The organism is Streptomyces sp. NPDC043908 (genome assembly GCF_056435525.1).
Map to the genome: position 1 here is coordinate 197,316 of NZ_JBWKEI010000003.1, position 22,206 is coordinate 219,521.

At 71.9% G+C, this 22,206-nt stretch carries 23 protein-coding genes; 13 read left to right on the forward strand and 10 right to left on the reverse strand.

Annotated features, from left to right (window positions below; all coding sequences use genetic code 11):
* Positions 1-98: 98 nt before the first annotated feature.
* On the reverse strand, positions 99-485 hold the full coding sequence (locus tag AC069K_RS08890) for a MerR family transcriptional regulator (protein ID WP_365113201.1): 387 nt from the start codon (positions 483-485) through the stop codon (positions 99-101).
* Between the two features lie 132 nt (positions 486-617).
* Between AC069K_RS08890 and AC069K_RS08895 the strand changes: the two genes are divergently transcribed.
* Positions 618-1,283 carry a class II aldolase/adducin family protein gene (locus AC069K_RS08895; RefSeq protein ID WP_478613706.1) on the forward strand — a complete coding sequence of 222 codons (666 nt, stop codon included), beginning with the start codon at positions 618-620 and terminating at the stop codon, positions 1,281-1,283.
* Positions 1,280-1,693, forward strand: a complete 414-nt coding sequence (locus AC069K_RS08900) for a carboxymuconolactone decarboxylase family protein (RefSeq protein ID WP_365113183.1) — start codon at positions 1,280-1,282, stop codon at positions 1,691-1,693. The genes AC069K_RS08895 and AC069K_RS08900 overlap by 4 nt, the downstream gene beginning before the upstream one ends.
* Positions 1,694-1,757: 64 nt before the next feature.
* On the opposite strand, the gene AC069K_RS08905 is transcribed toward AC069K_RS08900, so the two are convergent.
* The 3 genes from AC069K_RS08905 to AC069K_RS08915 all read right to left on the reverse strand — a co-directional run bounded on the left by AC069K_RS08905 (position 1,758) and on the right by AC069K_RS08915 (position 4,075).
* The gene (locus AC069K_RS08905; protein WP_478613709.1) at positions 1,758-2,315 is read right to left on the reverse strand and encodes an SMI1/KNR4 family protein; all 558 of its coding nucleotides are present in this window, start codon (positions 2,313-2,315) and stop codon (positions 1,758-1,760) included.
* Positions 2,316-2,410: 95 nt separating this feature from the next.
* Positions 2,411-2,959 (reverse strand): DUF1062 domain-containing protein, encoded by a 549-nt coding sequence (locus tag AC069K_RS08910; RefSeq protein ID WP_478613711.1) that lies wholly within the window; start codon positions 2,957-2,959, stop codon positions 2,411-2,413.
* Positions 2,960-3,196: 237 nt separating this feature from the next.
* Complete coding sequence (locus AC069K_RS08915) at positions 3,197-4,075, reverse strand: sigma-70 family RNA polymerase sigma factor (RefSeq protein WP_478613713.1); 879 nt, start codon at positions 4,073-4,075, stop codon at positions 3,197-3,199.
* 83 nt (positions 4,076-4,158) lie between these two features.
* Here AC069K_RS08915 and AC069K_RS08920 point away from each other — a divergent pair, with 83 nt between their 5' ends.
* Together AC069K_RS08920 and AC069K_RS08925 are read left to right on the forward strand one after the other, a co-directional pair.
* A complete protein-coding gene (locus AC069K_RS08920; RefSeq protein ID WP_478613715.1) occupies positions 4,159-4,608 on the forward strand; it encodes a carboxymuconolactone decarboxylase family protein in 450 nt (149 codons plus the stop codon).
* A 165-nt stretch (positions 4,609-4,773) separates the two neighbouring features.
* Positions 4,774-5,751 (forward strand): TIGR01777 family oxidoreductase, encoded by a 978-nt coding sequence (locus AC069K_RS08925; protein WP_478613718.1) that lies wholly within the window; start codon positions 4,774-4,776, stop codon positions 5,749-5,751.
* Between the two features lie 13 nt (positions 5,752-5,764).
* Here the strand turns inward: AC069K_RS08925 and AC069K_RS08930 are convergent, their stop codons facing one another.
* Complete coding sequence (locus AC069K_RS08930) at positions 5,765-6,640, reverse strand: NmrA family NAD(P)-binding protein (protein ID WP_478613720.1); 876 nt, start codon at positions 6,638-6,640, stop codon at positions 5,765-5,767.
* 256 nt (positions 6,641-6,896) lie between these two features.
* Here AC069K_RS08930 and AC069K_RS08935 point away from each other — a divergent pair, with 256 nt between their 5' ends.
* The 4 genes from AC069K_RS08935 to AC069K_RS08950 all read left to right on the forward strand — a co-directional run bounded on the left by AC069K_RS08935 (position 6,897) and on the right by AC069K_RS08950 (position 11,954).
* On the forward strand, positions 6,897-7,400 hold the full coding sequence (locus AC069K_RS08935; protein WP_365112624.1) for a cupin domain-containing protein: 504 nt from the start codon (positions 6,897-6,899) through the stop codon (positions 7,398-7,400).
* A gap of 156 nt (positions 7,401-7,556) precedes the next feature.
* Positions 7,557-8,009, forward strand: a complete 453-nt coding sequence (locus AC069K_RS08940) for an iron chaperone (protein ID WP_478613723.1) — start codon at positions 7,557-7,559, stop codon at positions 8,007-8,009.
* 617 nt (positions 8,010-8,626) lie between these two features.
* The gene (locus AC069K_RS08945) at positions 8,627-8,827 is read left to right on the forward strand and encodes a DUF6229 family protein (RefSeq protein WP_190087684.1); all 201 of its coding nucleotides are present in this window, start codon (positions 8,627-8,629) and stop codon (positions 8,825-8,827) included.
* Between the two features lie 310 nt (positions 8,828-9,137).
* Entirely contained in the window at positions 9,138-11,954 is a 2,817-nt protein-coding gene (locus AC069K_RS08950; RefSeq protein WP_478613725.1) for a type 2 lanthipeptide synthetase LanM family protein, read from the forward strand.
* Positions 11,955-11,982: 28 nt separating this feature from the next.
* Here the strand turns inward: AC069K_RS08950 and AC069K_RS08955 are convergent, their stop codons facing one another.
* Positions 11,983-12,342, reverse strand: a complete 360-nt coding sequence (locus tag AC069K_RS08955) for a chaplin (protein ID WP_478613728.1) — start codon at positions 12,340-12,342, stop codon at positions 11,983-11,985.
* 261 nt (positions 12,343-12,603) lie between these two features.
* Here AC069K_RS08955 and rox point away from each other — a divergent pair, with 261 nt between their 5' ends.
* Positions 12,604-14,052: a rifampin monooxygenase gene (gene rox, locus AC069K_RS08960; protein WP_478613731.1), complete on the forward strand. Its 1,449-nt coding sequence runs from the start codon at positions 12,604-12,606 to the stop codon at positions 14,050-14,052.
* A 99-nt stretch (positions 14,053-14,151) separates the two neighbouring features.
* On the opposite strand, the gene AC069K_RS08965 is transcribed toward rox, so the two are convergent.
* From AC069K_RS08965 to AC069K_RS08975, 3 genes are all read right to left on the reverse strand, one after another.
* Complete coding sequence (locus AC069K_RS08965) at positions 14,152-14,940, reverse strand: HAD family acid phosphatase (protein ID WP_478613733.1); 789 nt, start codon at positions 14,938-14,940, stop codon at positions 14,152-14,154.
* A gap of 153 nt (positions 14,941-15,093) precedes the next feature.
* A complete protein-coding gene (leuE, locus tag AC069K_RS08970) occupies positions 15,094-15,753 on the reverse strand; it encodes a leucine efflux protein LeuE (protein ID WP_478613736.1) in 660 nt (219 codons plus the stop codon).
* A gap of 168 nt (positions 15,754-15,921) precedes the next feature.
* Positions 15,922-16,947, reverse strand: coding sequence for a GlxA family transcriptional regulator (locus tag AC069K_RS08975; RefSeq protein WP_478613738.1), 1,026 nt, complete (start codon positions 16,945-16,947; stop codon positions 15,922-15,924).
* Positions 16,948-16,997: 50 nt separating this feature from the next.
* Here AC069K_RS08975 and AC069K_RS08980 point away from each other — a divergent pair, with 50 nt between their 5' ends.
* Positions 16,998-17,855 (forward strand): dienelactone hydrolase family protein, encoded by an 858-nt coding sequence (locus AC069K_RS08980; RefSeq protein ID WP_365112650.1) that lies wholly within the window; start codon positions 16,998-17,000, stop codon positions 17,853-17,855.
* Positions 17,856-17,870: 15 nt separating this feature from the next.
* Here AC069K_RS08980 and AC069K_RS08985 read toward each other — a convergent pair whose 3' ends face one another.
* Positions 17,871-18,326 carry a MarR family transcriptional regulator gene (locus tag AC069K_RS08985; protein WP_478613741.1) on the reverse strand — a complete coding sequence of 152 codons (456 nt, stop codon included), beginning with the start codon at positions 18,324-18,326 and terminating at the stop codon, positions 17,871-17,873.
* A 117-nt stretch (positions 18,327-18,443) separates the two neighbouring features.
* Here AC069K_RS08985 and AC069K_RS08990 point away from each other — a divergent pair, with 117 nt between their 5' ends.
* From AC069K_RS08990 to AC069K_RS09000, 3 genes are all read left to right on the forward strand, one after another.
* Positions 18,444-19,181: an SOS response-associated peptidase gene (locus AC069K_RS08990; protein WP_478613743.1), complete on the forward strand. Its 738-nt coding sequence runs from the start codon at positions 18,444-18,446 to the stop codon at positions 19,179-19,181.
* Positions 19,182-19,367: 186 nt separating this feature from the next.
* A complete protein-coding gene (locus AC069K_RS08995) occupies positions 19,368-19,649 on the forward strand; it encodes an SDR family oxidoreductase (RefSeq protein ID WP_478613746.1) in 282 nt (93 codons plus the stop codon).
* Positions 19,650-19,777: 128 nt separating this feature from the next.
* Positions 19,778-22,135: an Orn/Lys/Arg family decarboxylase gene (locus tag AC069K_RS09000; protein WP_478613749.1), complete on the forward strand. Its 2,358-nt coding sequence runs from the start codon at positions 19,778-19,780 to the stop codon at positions 22,133-22,135.
* Positions 22,136-22,206 lie beyond the last annotated feature (71 nt).

Below are 22,206 nucleotides of genomic sequence, written 5' to 3' on the forward strand. Positions count from 1 at the left end.
CCCACACACCGAAAAAACAACAGAAGACGGGGGGGGGGGTGGGGGGGGGGGTCTCCCCCCCCCCCCCCCCCCCCCCCCCCCCCCCCCCCACGCACCGCTCAGGGCGTCGGTGCCGCCGTCTGCCACTCCGCCATCTGCTCGCGGAACTTGGGGCATCTGACGATGTCCTCCTCGCCGCACTTGAGCGCGTGGGTCAGCAGTTGGTGCGCGTGGTCGAGGTCGACCATGCGCTGCTCGATCTCGGTGATCTTGGCGCGGATCATCGCCTTCCGGCGCGGCTGCTCCCGCTGGAACTCACCGATCTCGACCAGCGTCAGCCCGGCCTGCTGGCACTTGCGCAGCACCGTGATCCGCTCGGCGGCCTCCGGCGGATAGCGCCGCTGCCCGCTGACCCGCTCGGGCGCCGGCAGCAGGCCATGGCGCTCCCAGTACCGGATGGCCGAGGCGGGCACTCCGGTGATCTCCGCGAGCCGGCCGATCGTCATGCGCACGTTCCGCTCCTTCTGTGCCTGTTCGCGCCCGGCAGTTGACTTAAACCTTAGTTCAAGTTGAAGAGTGGTCCGCACGTGGACAGCGGCGGACGAGCCGCCGCTGCCGGCACACCGGGAGACACCGTCATGAGGGATACGTACGTGGTCAAGGCGCGCGCCGACGAGCTGGTGGAAGCCGCGGAGAGCCTCTTCGCCGCCGGGGTGATGGCCCACTCCGGACACGCCAACCTGAGCGCCAGGCTGGAGGGTGGGCGCATGCTGCTCACTCCCGGATACGTGCGCGGGATACGGCCCGAAGACCTGGCGGCCGTCAGCTTCGACGGGCAGGTACTGGAGGGGGAGCTCCAGTCCGTCAGCGCCGAGATCATCGCCATGCACAGCGTCGTCTACCGGGCCCGGCCCGACGTGGGCGCGATCATCCACACCCACTCGCCGTCCGCGACCGCCTTCGCCGTGGCCCACCGGCCGCTGCCCTGCCGCACCGAGCCGATGCTGCGTTCCGGACAGGCCGAGGACGTCCCCGTGGTGCCCTGGGGGCCGCGCGGTTCGGACGTCTCGGTGCGCGGGATCGCCGACGTCCTCGACCGGCGCCCGACCACGGCCGCCGTCCTGCTGGCCAACCACGGCCTCCTCGCGTTCGGCCCGCACTCGGCGGCCACCGCCCGCCTCGTCGTGGCGCTCGAGGAGAGCGCCGAGGCCGAGATCGCCGCGGCGGCGATCGGCGGAGCCGTGGACTTCCCGCCGGGCGCCCAGGAGGCCGTACGTGCCGCGATCGCGCGGCTGGCGTCATGACCGACGACAGCCTCGCCTCCCGCGCGGAGGCCGTACGGGACCGCTACCGCTCCACCCTCGGCACCGTCCCCGGGGGCGTGGAGGAACGCCTGGGCCTGGCCCAGCGCTTCGGCCGGCTGCCGACCGAGGAGGCCATCGCGGCCCTGCGCCACATCGTGCTGACCGACAACCCGCTGGGCGGACGGGTGCAGCAGCTCGTCCACTTCGGACAGTTGCTGGCTCTCGGCCGGGCGCACCCGGCCCGCATCCACGCCCGGGGCGCGCTCCACGCGGGAGCCGACATCGCCGACCTCATCGGCGTCGCCGAGACCGCCCTCATCACGGCGGGCGTCCCGGCGTACGCACTCGGCACCGAGATCGTCGCGGAACTCGCGCGGGAGCGGGGCGGGGGTGGCGACACCGAACAGTAGGGCGCCGGGCGCGGGGGGAGAACCACGGGCCCCCGGGCAGGACGGTTCCACCGCGCCGCCCCGGCTACCGCTCCTGCACGTGCTGCCCGTCGACCACCGAGAACTCCTCCAACCGCGCGGCCACATCGGTCAGATAGCCGACGAAGTCGTTCGCGACGGGACCGCTCGGCCCCACTTCGTGATCCATGTCGATGACCTGGCCGACCTTCCCGGCGGGCCCGGGCGACAGGTCCAGGACCGAGCCGTTGCCCGCCCCGTCGGCGTCGAGGCAGACCCAACCGGTGTTCCACCAGCCGGGCTTGAGCGCGTCGCCACCCGAGTGGAAGTCCTTGTGGTCGTCGAAGGTGCCGTCGGCCAGGAGACTCCGCCAGACGCCTGTCTCGCCGAGGATGCCGTCACAGGACAGCAGCCGGCCCTTGGGCCAGCCGCCGTCGGTGGTCCCGTCGTGCCGGCGCAGCGACGCCTTCACCTGGGCGGGAAGCTCGACGCCCAGCGTCGACTCGACCGAGGCGATCTGCTCCTCCGTCGCGGGGGGTTGGAGCACCTGCGCGGCGCCCTGGGCGTCGTACCACCGCTCGATGTCGTCCCAGACCGCCGCGACCGCGGTGTCGTCCTCGCTCACCGTGTGCTCCCTTCCTCGTACCGTTCGTTGGTGCCCAGCGTAGGGGGGCCTGTCCGGCGAAGCCGCCGGACAGGCCCCCGTCACCCCTTCTGGGCTCAGCGCTTGAGCGTGAAGGTGAAGTCGCCGGTGAGCTTGCCGCTCAGCCGGACCGCCGACACGAGGTTCCCCTCCGCCAGCAGCCTTGCGACCTCCGCCCGCGAAAGGCCGCAGCCGTCCGCGATGAGCCGTACCGGCCGGACGGGAATCCGTGCCGCGAAGCGGACCGAGACGTCGATCACCTCGCGGTCCAGATGGTCCGTCCCCCCGGTGTCGAGGCGCCAGGCGTCGTCCCAGTCGAGGGCGATGCGGTTACGGCGCCGCACGAGCGGATCCTGGAGCAGCTCGGCCGCCAGACCGGGATCGTTGTCGTGCAGCCGGTCGAGCAGCTCGGGCCGTACGGAACGTACGTTGGTCCGCTCCAGGATCGTGATCTTGGTGGTGTCCCCGCACGAGACGCAGAGCGCGAGGAGCCAGACGTCGATCAGCTTGTGATGGGCGTTGACGCGGAATTTGCCGTTCGCCCGGAAGCGGTCGGACGCGCACGTGTGGCAGCGGCGCAGGACGACAGGCAGGCAGGTGGGCATGACCACCCAGGTGGTGAGCACAGAAGTACACCGGTTTCAGTGAGAAGTCCGCAGCAGGAAGCAGCGCGGCGCACGAGCGCGACGCGCGAAGGTTCAGCAGTCGGGGGGTCTCACTTGGTGTACAACGGCACGTCCTTGCCTGGGCGATATGGCTCGGCAGCACGATAGGGGTGCGCGGTGGTGCTGATCCACCCAATTTCTCGTACGTCCGCGTGGGCGCTGGGTTGGATCCCGCCCACGTCTGCCGGCCCCCCGCCCTCACACCGGCGCGGGGAGGTCCATCAGCGCGAGTCTGGCCGGGTCGACCAGGGCGGTGATCTCCCTGATCCGGCCGTCGGTGACGGTGAACGCGAGGACCGTGAGCGGAGTGCCGTCCTCGCGCCAGGAGAGGACGCCGGGCAGGCCGTTGACGAGCACGGCCCGTCCGCGTACCGCCGCGCCCGCGGACAGCTTCGCGCCCGCGGCGACCTCGGTGGCGCCGAGGGTGACGACCACACCGGCGGGGGTGTCGACGGCCAGTCTCACGTTCGGGTCGAGCACCCGCAGCAGACCCTCGAAGTCTCCGTCGCGGGAGGCCGCGAGGAAGGCTTGGACCACCGCGCGCTGCTCCGGTCCCGCTCCCGGCGGCCGGTCGGTCGCCCGCACCTTCCTGCGGGCGCGGCTGGTGAGCATCTTGGTGGCGTCCGTGGACTTGCCCAGGATCTGGCCGATCTCGGCGAACGGCACCCCGAAGAGGTCGTGCAGCACGAACGCCAGCCGTTCGCTCGGCCGGAGCGACTCCAGGACGACGAGGAGGGCGAGCCCCACCGAGTCGGCGAGCACCGCGTCGTCCTCGGGGACGGGCCCGTCGTCGACCGTCACCACGAACTCGGGCAACCCGTCGCCGTACGACGCCTCGGGCCGGGACCGGCGCGCCCGCAGCACGTCGAGGCTGATCCGGCTGACCACCGTGGTCAGCCAGCCGTCGAGGTTGTGGAGGCCCGCCGCGTCCTGACGGGACAGCCGCAGCCACGCCTCCTGTACGACGTCCTCGGCGTCGGCGTGCGATCCGAGCATGCGGTGGGCGACTGCGCGCAACCGTGCGCGCCGCGCCTCGAAAGCCTCGGCCACCGGGTCCGTCGGGGTGCTGTCGGACATGTTGTTACCTTCCTCGTAACCGCTCCGTCATGGGTGTTGACGAGCCCGGAAGGGCACACGTAACCGATGAGGGAGCAAGGCTGATGGAAGCACGTATGAAGGGTGCGGCGAACCCCGATCTGATCACCGCGATCCACCACCTCCACAAGGCGATTCACGCCGGGGGTGTCGACCGGCGCCTGCTGGAGCTGGTCCACCTCCGCGTCAGCCAGATCAACGGCTGCAGCCCGTGCGTATGGGCCGGTGTGGAGGGGGCGAGGAAGGCCGGGGAGACGGATGAGCGGCTGCACACCGTGGTCGCGTGGCGCGAGACGCCCTTCTTCACGGATGAGGAGCGCGCGGCCCTCGCGCTGGCCGAGGCGGCCACCCGCATCCAGGACGGCGCGGCGGGCGTGACCGACGAGATCTGGGACGCGGTCGCCGGCCATTTCACGGAGGAGCAGGTGGCCGCGATCATCCTGGAGATCGCGACGACCAACTTCTTCAACCGGATCAACCGTACGACTCGGGAGCAGGCGGGCAAGGCCTGGTGAGGGGTGCGGAAAGCCCTTGGCCGGGCGGCCGCGCGGGCGGGGTGGCGTCCCGCCCGCCCGGCCGGGGGCGCGCCCCGCACCCACCCCCTGGCCCCGCACCCACCCTCTATTTGAACGCGTTCAACTTCTCCTCTAGGCTCGCGGCAACAGAGGGAGGGGAAGTCGATGAAGGTAGTCATTCCCGGTGGAACCGGTCAGATCGGTGCCGTGCTGGACCGTGCGCTGACCGCCGCCGGTCATGAGGTCGTGATCCTCACCCGGCGGCCCGCGGCGGAGCGCGAAGTCCACTGGGACGGCGAGAACATCGGGCCGTGGGTCCAGGAGATCGACGGCAGCGACCTCGTGATCAACCTGGCGGGACGGAGCGTGAGCTGCCGCTACACCCCGGCCAACCTGCGGGCCATGATGGATTCGCGGGTCCGCTCGACGCAGGTCGTGGGCCGGGCGATCGCGGCCGCCGCCAGGCCGCCCCGCCTCTGGCTCCAGATGAGCACCGCCACCGTCTACGCCCACCGCTACGACGCGCCGAACGACGAGGCCACCGGGGTGATCGGCGGAGCCGAGACCGGTGTCCCGGCGTACTGGGCCTACAGCGTCGAGATCGCCAAGGCCTGGGAGCGGGCGCAGCAGGAGGCCGACACCCCGAGGACGCGCAAGGTCGCGCTGCACTCCGCCATGGTGATGAGCCCCGACCGCGGCGGTGTCTTCGACGTGATGTCGTGGATGGCCCGGCTCGGCCTCGGCGGGCCCGTCGCGGGCGGCGCCCAGTACGTGTCGTGGATCCACGAGGACGACTTCGTCCGCGCCGTCCGGTTCCTGGCCGACCGCGAGGACATCTCAGGACCGGTCAATCTGGCCGCCCCCGACCCGCTGCCGCACCGCGCCTTCATGCGTGCCCTGCGCGCCGCCTGGGGAGCCCCGCTGGGCCTGCCCGCGACGAAGGGGATGGCGGAGCTGGGCGCGTACGTCCTGCGCACGGACACCGAGCTGCTGCTGAAGAGCCGCCGTGTCGTCCCCGGCCGCCTCCTCGACGCGGGCTTCGCCTTCGACCACGGCGCGTGGCCGGCGGCCGCCCGTGACCTGGTCGGCCGCCGCCGAGGGGGCGCCGGCGGGAGAGCGGCCCGGGTACGCGCGGGCGCGTGACCCCGGGGACCCGTCACTTCTCCAGCAGTGGTCGCAGATGGGCGTGAGCCCAGCCGCCGAGAGAGGTGGGGGTGGTGGTGAGCAGGTCGCGGGGCTGCTCGGGCTTCAGGTCGCGCGTTCCGGCCGTCATCCCGACCATGCCCTCGATCGCCGAGGGCGGCAGTCCGGCCGCGCGGAGCGTGTCCCGCGCGGTGTCGTCGCCGACGTGGTCGACCCGTACCGGGCGCCCGAGCGCGGCGGTCAGGATCCGCGCGACCTGGCGGAAGGTGAGGTCCTCCGGTCCGTGGACCGCCTGCACCACCCGGCCCCGCCAGGCGTCGTTCAGCAGCCGGGCCGCCACCACGTCGCCGATGTCGCGCGGATCGGCCCAGGGCATCGGACGGTCGGGATCGAACGCGGTGGTCAGGGCCCCTTCGGCGATCCCGTCCAGGTCGAACAGCAAGTTGGTGAAGAAGTACGCGCAGCGCAGGTGCAGGACGTCGGCTCCGGTGGTGTCGAGCCGTTCCTCGATCCCGGCCAGCGCGTCGATGTGCCCGGCTCCCCGCCGCTTCTCCGCCCCGATACTGCTCAGCAGCACCACCCGCCGCACCTCACCCGTCCGAGCCGCCTCGATCAGGGGCGCCACGGTGCGCAGCGAGGTGTCGACCGGGTCGGCCGTGGTGTGCGGGGTGGGGTCCACCCAGAAGACGGTCCGCGCCCCCGCCACCGCCCGGCGGACGAACTCGGCGTCCGTGAGGTCGCCTTGGCGTACGTCGACGCGCGCGCGGGTCTCGTCGTCCAGGCGGGCCGGGTCGCGGACCAGGACGCGGGGGCGGACGCCGGCTTGCAGCAGCAGCCGGACGACACGCGAACCCACGTGTCCGGTCGGTGTGGTCACCGCGATGGTCATCGGGTGTCCCTTCCGTGGACTTCACTGGCAGTGTGCACTCCAGGGTCCCGCGTACCCGGTCGCCCCGCCCCGCAAGCCAACGATCAGCCCGCCGCCCCGCCTCCACTCACCGAACAGCCGTGGCCGGCGGGTGTGGTTCGCATGTAATTGACCTCGGATTCCGGTGGGAAATTGCACTGTCCGTCAGGTCTATCCGCTGCGTAAAGTAGTGATCACAGCGACACCGAGTCCGCTGCGAACCGAACGGGGAACCACCATGACCAGCACGAACGCCGCCTCCGCCGCGCACCTCACCCGCGCCGCCGACGCCGAGACCTGCGCCGACCCGAGCAGTGTGATGACCCTGCTCGCCGACACGGACGCGCCGAACGGCGGCTTCACCTCCTACCGTTCCACCTTCGCCAAGGGAGCCGTGGGCGCACCCGCGCACTTCCACACGAAGGCGACGGAGCTCTTCTTCGTCATCAGCGGCTCCCTCCAGGTGCTGGTCGGGGAGGAAGTCACCATCCTGAACGCCGGAGACTTCCTCGCCGTGCCCCCGCACACCCCGCACGCCTTCGCCGCGGCCCCCGGCTGCGAGGCCGACGTCCTGTTCACCTTCACGCCCGGCATGGGCCGCTTCGACTACCTGCGGCTGCTCGGCAGCGTGATGCGCGGCGAGACCGACCCCAAGAAGATCGCGGAGTCCTCCGAGCGTTACGACAACCACTACGTCGACAGCCCCGCCTGGCGCGCCGCGCTCGCCGCCTCCGCGTCGTGAACCACCGGGCCCGGCACGGGCGGTGCCGGGGCGACGGCACCGCCTGAGTGCCGCCCCGCCGCCCTCTCCCGCCCGCTGTCCGGCCCGTTGTCAGTGCCCCTGGTTATGGTCTTCTCCAGAGCCGCCCATCGAGGTCATCAAGGGGGAAGACGCATCATGAGCAGCACTGACAGCCGTGCGTACGAAGGGTTCTCGGCCGAGGAACGGGCCGCGATGAAGGACCACGCCCAGGAGCTGAAGTCGGCGTCGAGACGCAGCTCGCGCGCGGACAAGGCGGCCCAGGCGGTGCGGGACGTCCTCGCGAAGATCGGCGAGATGCGGGACGCGGACCGGATCATGGCCGAGCGCGTCCACGCGGTCGTCACCGCCACCGCCCCGGCACTCGCGCCGAAGCTCTGGTACGGAATGCCGGCGTACGCCCTGGACGGCAAGGTCGTCTGCTTCTTCCAGAGCGCGGAGAAGTTCAAGACCCGCTACGCCACCCTGGGCTTCAGCGACCAGGCCCAGCTCGACGAGGGCACGATGTGGGCCTCCGCCTTCGCCCTGACCGAGGTGACACCCGAGGTGGAGGCACGCATCGCCGCGCTCGTGAAGCAGGCGGTGAGCTGAGGGGGGATGGGCTGAGGCGCGGGTGCCCGGGGGAAGGGGGCGGGCCGGGCGTTCCGCTCGGCGCGGTGGGCGGCGTCATCGTGCGCGCGTCGGCCATCGAGCCCGCTTTGTTGGCCGAGGGGTCGCTGTTGAGCCGGGGACGGCGGCTGTCACGCTCGTTTCAGCCCCAGTGGCTCCGGCGGCGCGGCTTTCTCCTGGCCCCGGCCGCCGGGTGCGGTGAACGCGGAGGTCCCCCGTCTCGGCGTGCGCCGCGGGTGCCTGTCCGCCATCGGGCGGCGGGCAGGCACCCATGACCCGGCCCTGTCCCACGTGCCGGCACACCACCCTGGCCTGCGCGACGGGACCCGGTAGCCCCTGGATGCGGTGCCCGCCGCGAACGTCAAGAAGCAATGCGGCCATCCCACTCGATCAAGTCGCGGGCCGAATAAAGCCCCCCGGAGGCCCGGAAGCAGACGGCCTCCACGCTCCGTACCGCCGTCAACGGGCGTCCCAAGGGCCGTCATTGCGCGCATCGGACTCCCAGGACTGTGGCCGGATTAGTCATCTGACAGGTGTTCGGATCCGGCAATACTCGGCACTGGGCAGTCCGCCCACTTTCCTACGTCCGGAGGCCGCAGATGCCCCAGACCAGTGTTCCCGCAACCGCCGTGCTCAACGCCTGGCTGTCGGGCGCCGAGAGCGCGTACGGCCAGTCCAACCCCGCCGGTCCGCTCTACGTCGGCGGCGCCGCCGCCGAGGCCGCGCTGACCGACCCGAGCGACTCCCTGTACGGGTTCTGCTCCAGCCCGAGTGGCTCGCGCGGAAGCTGGTGTTGCTGATCACCGAAGAGCGTTCCCGCACAGATCCTTCGCGGGACACGCCTCTTGAGCGTCCTGGCAACCGCGCCCAACGGGCGCGCCGCCGCTGAGTGACGCCAGCGGACAGGCGCGAGGACATACGGAACGACGGGTGGGGGACCGCTCACCATGCCGCGGCGCACTGGCGGACCGGGGCTGGTCACGCGGTTCCCCACCCCAGGTGGCGCATCGCGCGAAGCACCACGTGGCGCATCGCGCGCAGCACCTGATGGAGCACCCAGGGGAGCGCCTCGACGGCGCCGACGTGTGACGTACGGGGAAGGGGCGGGCCTTGGACCGATCGGCGCCGGAGAAGAGAGACGAGGCGGAGTGGTTCGTCCGTCCCGTACGCACCATCGCCCGGCCATGGCGCAGGGAACTGGCCCGGCGGCTGGCCGCCGTGGACGACCTGTCCCGTGCGGAACGCGAGGTGGTGCTGGAGGCGGGCCACACCGCCCTGCTCGGCTCCCTGCACGCCAAGCTGTCCCGGCTCTTCCTGATCGAACTGCACGCCCTGCGCATGACGGAAGGCGGCGGGCGGGCCGGAGATGACACCGCGACTTGGGCCGCCTTCATCGAACAGGCCGAGGAAGAGGGCCATCTCGACCGGCTGGCCGACCGCTACCCCACACTCGGGCGGCGGATCGCCTCGGTCGCGCGGCAGTCGGTGGCGGCCACCGCCGGGTTCGCCGCACGGCTGGCCTCGGACCGTGAACTGCTGGGAACGTTGCTGGGCACACCCGCCGGGGAGATACGGGCGGTCGTCTTCGGGGAGGGTGACACCCACCGGGGCGGTCTGACGGTCAGCAGGGTCGACTTCGACGGTGGCAGCGTCATGTACAAGCCCCGCCCCTCCCAGGTGGATGTGGCGCTGGGCAGGCTCCTGGAGGACGTCTTCGCGGACTTCCCCGACGCGCCGGAGCCGGACGAACGCATCCGTGTCCCCAGGACGTTGGTGCGCGACGGCTACGGCTGGTCCGCGTTCGTACGCCACCGCTACTGCGCGGACGACACCGAACTCGCCGCGTTCTACCGCAACGTCGGCCACTGGCTCGCCGTCCTGCGCTTCACCGGCGGCACCGACATGCACGCCGAGAACATGATCGCGGCGGGCCCGGTGCCGGTGATCGTGGACGCGGAGACGCTCTTCGACGCCCCCGCGCCCTTCCCGGCCAGTGGCCGGGGCGACGCGGTGGACGTGGCCGCGGCGGCCATCCGCCGTACGGTGCTGCGCACCGGTCTCCTGCCCGTACGCGGCACCGGCTTCGCGCTGGGCGGAGTCGACATCTCCGGGATCGGGGCGCTGCCCGGCCAGCAGCCGCTGATCCCCAACCCCGTGATCGCGGACGGCGGCACCGCCGCGGCCCGCTTCGAGGTGGACCTGGTGGCCATGCCCACCGCGGGCAACCACCCCAGCCCCACCCCGGTGCTGAGCGCGTACTGGGACCGGATCCTGGCCGGCTTCCGTGAGATGACCGCGCATCTGCGCCGACCCGGCACCGACCCGTACCGGATGCTGCGCCGCTTCGAGGGCGCCCAGGTGCGGCGCATCCTGCGGCCGACCCAGGCGTACGTCGACATCGGCCGGATGCTGTGGCACCCCGCGTCCCTGCACGACGAGGCGGCGGCCGTCGAGCGCGCCCGCGACATCCTGCGGCGCAACGCGGAGGTGCTGCCCGGCGCCCCCACCGACCGTGCGGCCATCGACGGCGAGATCGCGGACCTGCTGGCCGGGGACGTCCCGATGTCCACCTTCGTGGTGGACGCGGCCGTCGTCCGGGCCACGGTCGAAGACTGGCGCACCGCCGACCTGCCCCTGGAGGAGGCGGTGATCCAGGACGCGCTCGTGGGCGCGTACCTCAACGAGCGCTCACTGCCCCAGCGGGTCCAGGCCGCCGCCCACGAACCGCACGCCCGGGACCGGGAGCGGCGGCGCCGCGACCTGGCCACCCGGATGGTCCGGCGGCTGTGCGACGGCGCGGTGCGCGGCGAGGACGGGACGGTCACCTGGATCAGCCCGGTCTTCACCCCGGCCGGATGGTCCATCAGGGTGCTGCCCGCCGATCTGTACACCGGACAGGGGGGTGTGGCGCTGACCCTCGCGGAGTACGTGACCGAGGCGCGGGCCGGACGGGCGGACGAAGTACCGGGCGTGGCCGAGGCGTTCGCGGGTGCGCTGCGGGTGCTCATCAGCACCGAGGACCTCACGCCGACCCCCTCGGCCGGCGCGTTCAGCGGGGCGGCGTCACAGGTGTGGACGTGGCTGGCACTGCACCGGGTGCTCGGCGAGCCGTGGTTGCTGGAGCGGGCGGAACAGCGGGCGACGCTGCTCGCGCGGGGGCCGCTGGTCGAGGACGACGTGGAGGTGGATCTCCTCAACGGAGCCGCCGGGGGCGTGGTTCCGCTGCTCAACCTGGCGGAGGCGACCGGGCGGGACCGCTGGCTCGACGCCGCCGCGCACATCGGCCGGCGGCTGTCCGGGCTGGCCGAAGTCGACGGCGCCGGGGCACGCTGGACGACCCGGCTCAACCCCGAGGGCATCGGCGGCTTCGCGCACGGCGCCACGGGCATCGGCTGGGCGCTGAAGCGGCTGGCACTGAGCGGGGCGGGCTCCGCGGCCGACCGCCGGGACTGGGCGCACCTGGCCGAACGGGCCTTCGCCTTCCAGGAGTCCCTCTACCGGCCCGAGCAGGGCAACTGGCTCGATGTGCGCGTCGGCGCCGAGGAGGACTTCTTCACCAGTTGGTGCCACGGCAGCGCCGGGATCGGCATCGGCATGCTCGACCTCCACCGGCGTACCGGGGACCCCGCCCACCTCGACATGGCCCGGCGCGCCGCGCAGGCCTGCGCCGCCGAGGGTTTTGGCTGGAGCCACACGCTGTGCCACGGCGACCTGGGGCTCTGGGAGTTCCTGACGTCGGTGGGTGTCGGTGACGCCGACGCCCTCGACGGTGAGATCCTCAGCGGCCTCGAACAGCGAGGGCCGGTGGGGGGTTTGGCCCGCGAGGCCTTCTCGCCGAGCCTGATGTCGGGGCTGTCCGGGGTGCTCCACACTCTGCTGCGGATGCACCCCGAGGCCGTCCTGCCCAATCCCCTCCTCCTGGACTGAGGGGGGTCGCGGTGGCAGGTCGAACGGTTCAGCCGATGCCGACGCTGTTGCCGCAGATGTTGATGGGAGCGTCGACAACAACCTGGATCAGGTTGCCGGAGAGGACGCCGGGGGAGTTGGCGACGTACCCCTCGGCGTAGGCGCTTCCGTGGTTGGTGCATTCCGTCCCGCGGGAGTCGCCGCGGTCACGGTCGTGGTCGCGGTCACGGTCACGGTCACCGCGGCCGTGGTCACCGCGGCCGTGGTCGTCGTGGTCACGGTGGTCGTAAGAGCCGTGGCCGCCGTATCCGTTGTCCGGGCCGTGATCCGCCATGGCGGGCGCGGCGGAGCCGAGGGTCAGGGCAGTGCCGACAAGAGCGGCGAGCAGATACTTCTTGGTGTTGGTCATATGGACATGAAAACCGGTGGGATCCGATCCCGCGCGCCGGGATCGGAGGGTTCACTCGCTTGCCCGAAGCGGCCGGTATCCGACGCGGCAAGGAGGGGATGACACCTGGCAACGACGAAGCCCCGGGAACGACGAAGGCGAGAAGCTCAATCGCTCCTCGCCACTCTCAAGGTATAGCGCACAGGGGGGCTTGCGGCAAGGCCCCGGTCATACCGCAGAATCGCAGGCCGATGCCAGGACCTGCGGAAACGGGAAACTTTGATGATCGACGTGGCCATTGTCGGCGGCGGACCCACCGGTTTGATGCTCGCCTGTGAACTTCGGCTGCACGGGGTGGGTGTCGTCGTACTGGAGAAGCTGACCGAACCCACCGACCAGTCGCGCGGACAGGGCCTGCACGCGCGCAGCGTCGAGGTGATGGACCAGCGCGGCCTGCTGGACCGGTTCCTCGCGGTGAGCGAGAAGTTCCAGGCGGGCGGCCTCTTCGGCGGTGTGGTGAAGGCGTGGCCGGAGGGGCTGGACACGGCCCACCCGTACGGCGTCGCCACCCCGCAGCCGGTCACCGAGCGGATCCTCACCGAGCGCGCCCTGGAACTCGGTGCCGAGATCCGGCGCGGCTGCCGGGTGGTCGGGCTGAGCCAGGACGAGGACGGGGTGAGCGTCGAACTGGCGGACGGCAGCCGGGTGCGCTCGCGCTACCTCGTGGGGTGCGACGGCGGTCGCAGCACCGTGCGCGGACTGCTCGGCGTCGCCTTCCCCGGCGAACCCGCCAAGGTGGAGACCCTGCTCGGCCAGATGGAGGTGGCCGAGGACCCGGCCACGGTCGCCGCCGCCGTGGCGGAGGTCAACAAGACGCAGTTCCGGTTCAGCGTCACCCCTCCCGATGACGCGGGGCTGTGCCGGGTCGTCGTGCCCGCCGACGGCGTCGCCGAGGACCGTACGGCCGAGCCGACCCTGGACGATTTCAGGCGGCAGTTGCGCGCGTACGCGGGCACCGACTTCGGTGTGCGTTCACCGCGTTGGCTCTCCCGGTTCGGTGACGCCAGCCGGCAGGCCGAGCGCTACCGGGTCGGCCGGGCGTTCCTCGCCGGGGACGCGGCCCACATCCACCCGCCGACCGGCGGCCAGGGGATGAACCTGGGGGTGCAGGACGCGTTCAACCTCGGTTGGAAGCTGGCGGCCGCCGTCAACGGCTGGGCTCCCGAAGGGCTCCTCGACAGCTACCACACCGAACGGCACCCGGTCGGCGCCGCCGTACTGGACAACACCCGCGCGCAGATCACCCTCATCGGCAGCGACGCCGGCGCGACGGCCCTGCGCACCCTCTTCGCGAAGCTGATGGACTTTGAGGAGGTGAACCGGTACGTGACCGGAATGATCACCGCGGTCGACGTCGCCTACGACTTCGGCGGGGGCCACGCGCTCCTCGGCCGGCGGCTGCGGGACGTACGGCTGACGCGGGGGCGGTTGTACGAGCTGATGCGCGGCGGGCGCGGTCTGCTGCTCGACCGGACCGGGCTGCTGTCGGTGGAGGGCTGGGCGGACCGGCTCGACCATGTCGTCGACTCCGGTGCGGAACTGGACGTGCCCGCGGTGCTGCTGCGGCCGGACGGCCATGTGGCGTGGGTCGGCGACGATCAGGGGGACCTGCTCGCCCATGTGCCCACGTGGTTCGGCGCGGCGACAGGGGGCGGGGAACCGGCCCGGTGAACGGGCCGCTGACGTGCGGCGGTTGAAGGCCACCGGCCGGGGTGCGCGGTGTGACGGCGCGCCCCGGCCGGTCCGCCTACGGCAGGAAGTGCATGGCGCCTACGGCAGGAAGTACATGGGGTTGGGGATCTTGTACGTCTGGTCGGCGTGGCCGCCCGCGAGGTCGGTGTACTGGTCGCCGAGGTTGGCGACGATGCGGTAGCCGAGGCTCTCGATGTGCCGGCGGGTGCCCGCCTTGTAGTCGACCGTGGAGCAGGTCCAAGTGGGCTTGCCGCAGCTCAGGTAGGCCGGGGGGTTGGCCTTGTCCTTGAGGAAGAAGTGCGCGCTGTCGACCGGGACGCCGTAACCCGCCGAGGTGAGGTTGGTGGCGCTCGCGTCGCGCTGAGAGACGTCGCGGCCGGTGAGGAAGAAGACGGTGACGCCCTTCTTGGCCGCGTAGTTGACCAGGTCGGGCATACCGAAGACGGCTATGGACCGCGCGCTCTGGACGTACGCGTTGAAGGCGCTGGCGTTGTACGCGAAGCCGTTCTTCTTCTCGTAGTCGTACGTCAGCAGGGTCGTGTCATCGACGTCGAGGACGATCGCGGGCTTGCGGCCGTCGTGCCCGGGGTGCTCGGCGGCGTGGGTGATCCAACGCTTGGCGCGGGCCTCGATCGAGGCGACCTGCTTGGCGTAGTTGCTGGTGGGGGAGGCCTGGTAGGCGCCGGTCGAGTCGGGAGCCCCGCCGTAGTAGGCGTTGATCTTGTCCTCGACCTTGGTGATGTTGGGGATCTCCTTGTCGCTCTTCGGCGTGCCGTTCCCGGCGGTGGCCGCGCCCGCGCCGTAGAAGGCGGCGCCGGTGACGGCGAGGGCGGCGACGGTTGCTGCGGTTTTGGTGACAGTGCGCATGGGCAAGGTCTACGCGCATCACACACCGTCCCGCCAGGGTGTTTGATCAATTCTTTACCGCCGGGTAACGAAAGGGTGGGCCCGTGGCGACGGACCCACCCTTGCGTACGAGTACGGGGTACTGAGAACCGGAGTGCGGAGAACCGGTGAGCCTCACGCCCCGCTGAACGACAGCTTCGCGGCGAAGCCCAGGAAGAGGACGCCGGCGGCTGAAGTGGCGCCCGCCGACAACCGCCTGCGGCGACGGAAGGCGGCGGCCAGCCGGGTGCCGCTGAATATCAGCGTGGACAGATAAAGGAAGCTCGCCAGCTGGAGCAGTGTGCCCAGCACCAGGAACGACAGCGCCGGATAGGCGTACCCCGGGTCCACGAACTGCACGAAGAAGGAGACCAGGAACAGGATCGCCTTGGGGTTGAAGAGGCTGAGCATCAGCGCGCGCCGGTAGGGCCGCTCGACGGCGGCCTCCTGCTGGAGCTCGTCGGCGCCGGCAGTCCCGGCCGCGGTGTGGCGGTCGCGCCACATCCCGAGCGCCTGGCGCAGCATGCCGAGCGCCATCCAGGACAGATACCCGGCGCCGGCGTACTTGACGACGGCGAACAGCAGCGGCGTCGTCTGGAGCAGCGACGCGGCCCCGAGCGCGGAGAGCGTCATCAGCACCGTGTCCCCGGTCCACACCCCGGCGGCGGCGACATATCCGGTGCGCACACCACGCCGGGCCGCGACGGAGAGCACGTACAGGGAGTTGGGCCCCGGCGCCAGGATGATCAGCACCAGGCCCACGAGGTATGTCGGAAGATCGGTTACACCCAGCATGCGGGGGAGTGTCGCACATGGGTGCGAGGTGGGGGTGGGTGTTTCACGATGCGGAGGGGGCCGGGATCCGGGGTGGAGCCCTCCATGCCTCGCCTGGGCCCTTCACACCTCCTCCACCCAGGCGGCCACGTGTCGCGCCGACCGCGCACCTACGCCGCCTCTCGCGTGTCAGCCTCCACCCCGCCGGAACGCCGCCCGATAGTCCCTGGGGCGGCGGCCGGTGTGTCTGGCGAAGAGGGACGCGAACGTCGCGGGGTCCTGGTAGCCGACCGCGGAGGAGATGCCGGCGACCGTGCGGTCCGTCGTCTCCAGGAGGTGGCGGGCGCGTCGGACGCGCGAGGACTGGAGGTACTCCAGTGGGCTCTGGCCCGTCTCGTCGGCGAAGCGCCGCAGCAGGGTGCGGGTGCTCACGTTGAAGGCGTCCGACAGCGCGGTGAGGTCGTACCGGGCGGTGAGCGTCTGGTCGAGCCGCCGCATGACCCGGTGGGAGAACTCGTTGCCGGGGCGCGGGAGCAGTCGCGCGTCGACGTAGGGGGTCTGTGACGTACGGGCGTCGTCGACCAGCGCGACCCGCGCGGTCGTCCGTGCCACGTCGGCGCCGCTGTGCCGGCGGATCAGCTCCAGCGCGAAGTCGTACATCGCGCTGAAGGCGGCCGTCGTCGTCACGCCCTCGTCGGTGACGACCAGCCGCTCGGGGCGGACTTCGGCGCCCGGGCAGCGTCGGGACAGTTCGTCCGCGAAGAGCCAGGACGTCGTCGCCCGGCGCCGGTCGAGAAGTCCCGCCTCGGCGAGCAGGAACGCGCCGACGCAGATCGACACTACGGCGCGGCCCGCGGCGCCGTGGGAGCGGATCGCCGCGATCTCCGGGGCGAGGGGGGCGAGTACGGCGTCCATGTCGAGGCCCGGCACGAGCTCGAAACCCGGCACCACGAGGACGTCGACCTCGCGCAGCGGAGCGACGGTGAGGACCGCGCCGCCCGACGCGGTGACGCGACGGCGGGGCGAGACGACCGACACCTCGTACCCCGCCCGGTCGGGACCGGCGACGTGCGCGGCCATCGTCAGCAGATCGGGTACGCCGAACACCTCGGAAGCGAAACACCCCTGATAGGCCAGGACACCCACACGCAACGCGCTCGCACCCACCGCCGCCTCCTCCCCGCCTGGCCCGATGGCGAGATTACCCTCGTCCATGGCGATCCGGCCCCTCCCGGTAAGCGGGCGCGCGCGTCCAGGCTGTCCCCATGAGTGCTGCCAACCAGAGCCGCGACGACGCGATCACGGATTTCTCCCGCCGACTCGTGGAGATCGACGGAGCGGTGAAGACGGTGTACGTGGCCGGTGCCGGGCCGGCCGTCGTGCTGATGCCGGAGATGCCCGGCATCAGCCCCGACGTCCTGCGCCTGGCACGGTGGATACGGGACGCGGGCTTCACCGTGTACGTCCCCTCGCTGTTCGGGGTGGACGGTGCCTACCCCACGGCCGACGGGGGAAGCGAGGTCGTACGGCGTGCGTGCGTCAGCGCCGAGTTCCGCGCGTTCGCCGGGGGTGGAACCAGTCCCGTCACCGCGTGGCTGCGCGGGCTCGCGCGCCGGGCGCACGCCGAGTGCGGCGGTCCCGGGGTCGGGGCGATCGGGCTCTGCTTCACCGGCAACTTCGCACTCACCATGGCGCTGGAGCCGGCCGTCGTCGCACCCGTCCTCAACCACCCCTCGCTGCCACTGGACGATCCCGCCGGGCTGGAGATGAGCGAGGAGGACGCGGCAGCGGTCCGCGACCGCGTCGTGCGCGACGGACTGAAGGTCCTCGCCTACCGCTTCGACAACGACCGCTGGTGCACCGGCCGGCGTTTCGCCGCCTACCGCACACTCCTCGGTGACGCCTTCGACGGCCGCGTCCTGGACGGCGGTCACGCCCGCACGGATCCGCCGCCGTTCTTCGCCGATGTGGTGGCGTCCCCGCACAGCGTCGTCACCGCCCACCTCGTGGACGAGGCCGGCCACCCCACGGTGCGGGCCCGGGACGAGATCCTGTCCTTCCTGGCGGACCGGCTGCTGAGCCCGAGCCCGCCCGGGGAGCAGGCCGAGACCCAGTCGCCCTGACCGCCCCGGCCGCCACTAGGGCAGATCGCCGTTGCCGCCCAGGTTGGCGACGACGCGGCGCAGGACGTCGATGGTCGCCGCGTACGACGCGTCGTCGAGGCCCGTCCGCATCCGTGTGTGCACCTTGGCGTTGCGGTCGTGGGCGCGCAGGCGTCCCGCCTCGCCCGCGTCCGTCAGTACGAGCGTGCCGTCGGTCTCCGCGGTCCAGCCCCGGGAGGCGAGATCGGTGAAGACGGCGTCGAAGTCGGTGTCCTGGTCGTCGAAGGGCGTGAGCTTTGCGGCGAGGGAGGCTCGGGTCCAGTGGCCGGGGGCACCGGCTATGTGGTTGAGGGCCCACCAGTGCGGCTGGGTGAGGTCCTCCACGGCGAGGGCGGTGCGCAGACCGCCGATGACCAGGCCCGCGGCCTCTCTGGCCCAGTAGCCGATGGGCTGGGCGGCAAGGGTCTCCTGGGGGTATTCCTTGATCGTCATGCCGCGACCGTAAGACCTCAAGCGCACATGAGGTCAACCGTCCTGCCGGGCCCACCGCTGGCCGCCGAGGCCGCGACGCCGTGTTTCCGGTGGTGTCACCGGTGGCACAGTGGTTCCATGTGCGGCCGTTACGTCTCCACCCGTAGCCCCGAGGACCTGGTCCAGCTCTTCCGCGTCACCGACTGGCGTACGGAGGAGCGTCTGGCGCCGAGCTGGAACGTCGCGCCGACCGACGAGGTGTGGGCCGTCCTGGAGAGGACCGGGCGCGGCGACGAAGACACCGCACCCGCGGCGGGGAGGCAGTTGCGGCCGCTGCGCTGGGGCCTGGTGCCGCCCTGGGCGAAGGACGTGAAGGTCGGCGCCCGCATGATCAACGCCCGGGTGGAGACCGTGCACGAGAAGCCCGCCTTCCGCCGCGAGTTCCTCAAGCACCGCTGCCTCCTGCCCGCCGACGGCTTCTACGAGTGGCAGCAGGAGAAGGACCCGGCCACCGGCAAGCCCCGCAAGCAGCCGTACTTCATCCACCCCGAGGACGGCCAGGTGATGGCGCTGGCCGGGCTGTACGCGTACTGGCGCGACCGGTCCGTCCAGCACGACGACGACCCCGGCGCATGGCTGGTGACCTGCACCGTCATCACCACCGAGGCCACCGACGCGGCGGGCCGCGTACACCCGCGCATGCCCCTGGCGCTCACGGAGGACCACTACGACGCCTGGCTCGACCCCCACCACCACGACCCGGACCACCTGCGCGCCCTGCTGAGCCGCCCGGCAGACGGCCACCTCGACGCCCGCCCGGTCTCCCCGGCGGTGAACAGCGTGCGCAACAACGGGCCGGAGTTGCTGGAGGGATGAGGGGCGGCGGGGTGTTGGCGGAGGCGGCCCGTCGAGCAAGGGCGGTCACGCAAGGGGACGAGGGGGAGATCCTCGGCTCCGGCGGCGGTGTCACCGCCTGCGGCCTGATCCTCCACCACCGCCAGACGCGTGTCGACGAAGTGAGTGCGGTTATGCGCGCCGGGGGCCGCAGAGCGCCTGGTGGCCGTGGCCGCCGACAGCACCGACTCCGGCCCTGTCCGGGCCGCGGTCGAGGCGACGGTCAAGGCGTTCGGGCGGCTCGACCACGTCGTCGCCGACGCCGGTTTTTCCACCCACGACAACCTCGCCGACGCCGATCCGGACCAGTGGCGCGAGATGCTCCTGCTGAACGCCTCGGCCCAGCCCTCCTGGTCAAGGCGGCGCTCCCCGAACTCACCAACGGCGGTGGCCGGATCGTCCTGGTCGACAGCACCGCGGGCATCGAGAACACCCCCCGGCACCATGTAACTCGGTCGGCAAGAGCGCACTCCGCCCCGTACCCATATGGGTGGTTTACCGTTCCCGGCGACCGCCTCCCCTCCCCGCGCAGGATGCTTGCCACGTGAGCTGTCCGGTGCGATGTGGGTGGAGATGTCATGGTGAACGGTAGTGTCCTGCTGGCCCTGCGCGAGGATCCCCTCGGCGGGGGGCCGGGGACGGAGCAACTGCGTCGGATCGGCAAGGAATTGGAGAACCGCGGCCTGGAAGTGCGCTGGGCGCGGACCGCGGAGGCCGCCTGCGCGGCCCTGCGGACCGAGGCGGGTCTCACCGCCGCCGTGGTGGCGTGGGACCTGCCGTCCGCGAACGGCAAACCCGCCGACACCGACGCGCACGGCGCCGAAGCGGGTGGCGCGGCCGCCCTGCGCCAGATCTCGCGCCGGTTCAAGGACCTGCCGGTCTTCGTCGTCATGCCCGAGGACTCCGACCACGGCCTGGAGCAACTGCCGCTGTGGGTGGCGGAGACCGCCGTCGGGTACATCTGGCCGCTGGAGGACACCCCCACCTTCATCGCCGGCCGGGTCGCCCACGCGGCGCACGCCTACGGCGACGCGGTGCTGCCGCCGTTCTTCAAAGCGCTCCGGCGTTTCGACGACGCCCACGAGTACTCCTGGCACACCCCCGCCCACTCGGGCGGGGTGGCCTTCCTGAAGTCACCGGTGGGCCGGGCGTTCTTCGACTACTACGGCGAGCGCCTGTTCCGCACCGACCTCTCCATCTCCGTGGGGGAGCTGGGTTCCCTCTTCGAGCACAACGGCCCCATCGGTGAGGCCGAGCGCCACGCCGCCCGCATCTTCGGCGCCGACCGTACGTACTTCGTCCTGCACGGCGACTCCACCGCCGACCGTATGGTCGGCCACTACTGCGTCACCACCGACGAGATCGCCCTGGTGGACCGCAATTGCCACAAGTCGGTGCTGCACGGCCTCGTGATCTCCGGCGCGCGCCCGGTCTACCTCGTGCCGACCCGCAACGGCTACGGCCTCGCCGGCCCCCTCCCCGCGAGCGAGACCGCCGCGGGCGCGGTCGCCGCCCGGATCGCCGCCCACCCGCTGACCCCGGGAGCGGTCTCCTCCGACGCCCAGTACGCGGTGGTCACCAACTCCACCTACGACGGCCTGTGTTACGACACCGTGCAGACCGCACGCGCCCTCGCGCCCAGCACACCGCGGCTCCACTTCGACGAGGCGTGGTTCGCGTACGCCCGCTTCCACCCGCTCTACGCCCGCCGGTACGGCATGGCCGTCGGCCCGGACACCTTCGAGGGCGGGGACCGGCCCACCGTCTTCTCCACCCAGTCCACCCACAAGCTGCTGGCCGCGCTCTCCCAGTCCGCGATGGTGCATGTGCGTTCGTCGCCCCGTGCCCCGGTCGAGCACGACCGGTTCAACGAGGCGTTCATGATGCACGGGACCACCTCGCCGCTGTACCCCGCGATCGCCTCGCTGGACGTGGCCGCGGCGATGATGGACGGTCCGCAGGGGCAGTGGCTGGTCAACGAGGCGGTCACCGAGGCCATCCGGTTCCGGCAGGCCGTCGTGCGCATCGGGCGCCGTATCGCCGCCGCGGGCGACCGGCCGAGCTGGTTCTTCGGCGTCTGGCAGCCCGAGACCGTCGTGGATCCGGCCACCGGGTCCCGTACGCCGTTCGCCGACGCCTCACCGGCGCTGCTGGCCGGTGAGCCGCGCTGCTGGGAGCTCGACCCCGACGCCGACTGGCACGGCTTCCCCGGTCTGAGCGAGGGCCAGTGCATGCTGGACCCGATCAAGGTCACGCTGACCTGCCCGGGGGTCACCGCGACGGGCCGCAGCGAACCGTGGGGCATCCCCGCGCGCATCCTGACCGCCTACCTCGCCGAGCGCGGCATCGTCGTGGAGAAGACCGACACGTACACCACGCTCGTCCTCTTCTCCATGGGCATCACCAAGGGCAAATGGGGCACCCTGATGGACGCCCTGATGGACTTCAAGGCGCTGCACGACGCGGAGACCCCGCTGCGGCAGGTGCTGCCCCAGCTCGTCGAGGCCCACCCCAAGCGGTACGGGCACGCCACCCTGCGCGGCCTGTGCCAGGAGATGCACGAACACCTCACCCGCGCCGACCTGATCGACGCCCTGGACACCGCCTTCCGCGACCTGCCCCGCCCCGTCGTCCCGCCCCAGCGCTGCTACCAGCAGCTGATCCGCGGCGGCACCGAACGCCTGCCCCTCGCCGAGGCCGCGGGCCGGGTGGCCGCCGCCATGGTCACGGTCACCCCGCCCGGCATCCCCGTCCTGATGCCCGGAGAGGCCCTCGGCGCCCCCGACGGCCCGGTCCTGCGCTACCTCGGCGCCCTGGAGGCCTTCGACCGGGCCTTCCCCGGCTTCCACAGCGAGGCCCACGGCGTGGTCATCGACCCGGATACGGGTGACTACCTCATCGAATGCGTACGGGAGGAGAACCGGCCGGGAGAGTGAGGCGTCCGGGCCCGGATTCCCGTCCCGGGACGGGCGGTTCGCGGGCGTGTCGGCCATGCGGTGCGCATGAC

Coding starts and splice junctions, on each gene's coding strand:
- leuE (WP_478613736.1), bottom strand. CDS start 15,753: ATGCTGGGTGTAACCGATCTTCCGACATACCTCGTGGGCCTGGTGCTG.
- AC069K_RS08935 (WP_365112624.1), top strand. CDS start 6,897: ATGACCAGCACGAACGCCGCCTCCGCCGCGCACCTCACCCGCGCCGCC.
- AC069K_RS08985 (WP_478613741.1), bottom strand. CDS start 18,326: ATGACGATCAAGGAATACCCCCAGGAGACCCTTGCCGCCCAGCCCATC.
- AC069K_RS08900 (WP_365113183.1), top strand. CDS start 1,280: ATGACCGACGACAGCCTCGCCTCCCGCGCGGAGGCCGTACGGGACCGC.
- AC069K_RS08895 (WP_478613706.1), top strand. CDS start 618: ATGAGGGATACGTACGTGGTCAAGGCGCGCGCCGACGAGCTGGTGGAA.
- AC069K_RS08980 (WP_365112650.1), top strand. CDS start 16,998: ATGAGTGCTGCCAACCAGAGCCGCGACGACGCGATCACGGATTTCTCC.
- AC069K_RS08965 (WP_478613733.1), bottom strand. CDS start 14,940: ATGCGCACTGTCACCAAAACCGCAGCAACCGTCGCCGCCCTCGCCGTC.
- AC069K_RS08915 (WP_478613713.1), bottom strand. CDS start 4,075: ATGTCCGACAGCACCCCGACGGACCCGGTGGCCGAGGCTTTCGAGGCG.
- AC069K_RS08945 (WP_190087684.1), top strand. CDS start 8,627: ATGCCCCAGACCAGTGTTCCCGCAACCGCCGTGCTCAACGCCTGGCTG.
- AC069K_RS08990 (WP_478613743.1), top strand. CDS start 18,444: ATGTGCGGCCGTTACGTCTCCACCCGTAGCCCCGAGGACCTGGTCCAG.
- AC069K_RS08925 (WP_478613718.1), top strand. CDS start 4,774: ATGAAGGTAGTCATTCCCGGTGGAACCGGTCAGATCGGTGCCGTGCTG.
- AC069K_RS08890 (WP_365113201.1), bottom strand. CDS start 485: ATGACGATCGGCCGGCTCGCGGAGATCACCGGAGTGCCCGCCTCGGCC.
- AC069K_RS08975 (WP_478613738.1), bottom strand. CDS start 16,947: ATGGACGAGGGTAATCTCGCCATCGGGCCAGGCGGGGAGGAGGCGGCG.
- AC069K_RS08930 (WP_478613720.1), bottom strand. CDS start 6,640: ATGACCATCGCGGTGACCACACCGACCGGACACGTGGGTTCGCGTGTC.
- AC069K_RS08940 (WP_478613723.1), top strand. CDS start 7,557: ATGAGCAGCACTGACAGCCGTGCGTACGAAGGGTTCTCGGCCGAGGAA.
- AC069K_RS08955 (WP_478613728.1), bottom strand. CDS start 12,342: ATGACCAACACCAAGAAGTATCTGCTCGCCGCTCTTGTCGGCACTGCC.
- rox (WP_478613731.1), top strand. CDS start 12,604: ATGATCGACGTGGCCATTGTCGGCGGCGGACCCACCGGTTTGATGCTC.
- AC069K_RS09000 (WP_478613749.1), top strand. CDS start 19,778: ATGGTGAACGGTAGTGTCCTGCTGGCCCTGCGCGAGGATCCCCTCGGC.
- AC069K_RS08920 (WP_478613715.1), top strand. CDS start 4,159: ATGGAAGCACGTATGAAGGGTGCGGCGAACCCCGATCTGATCACCGCG.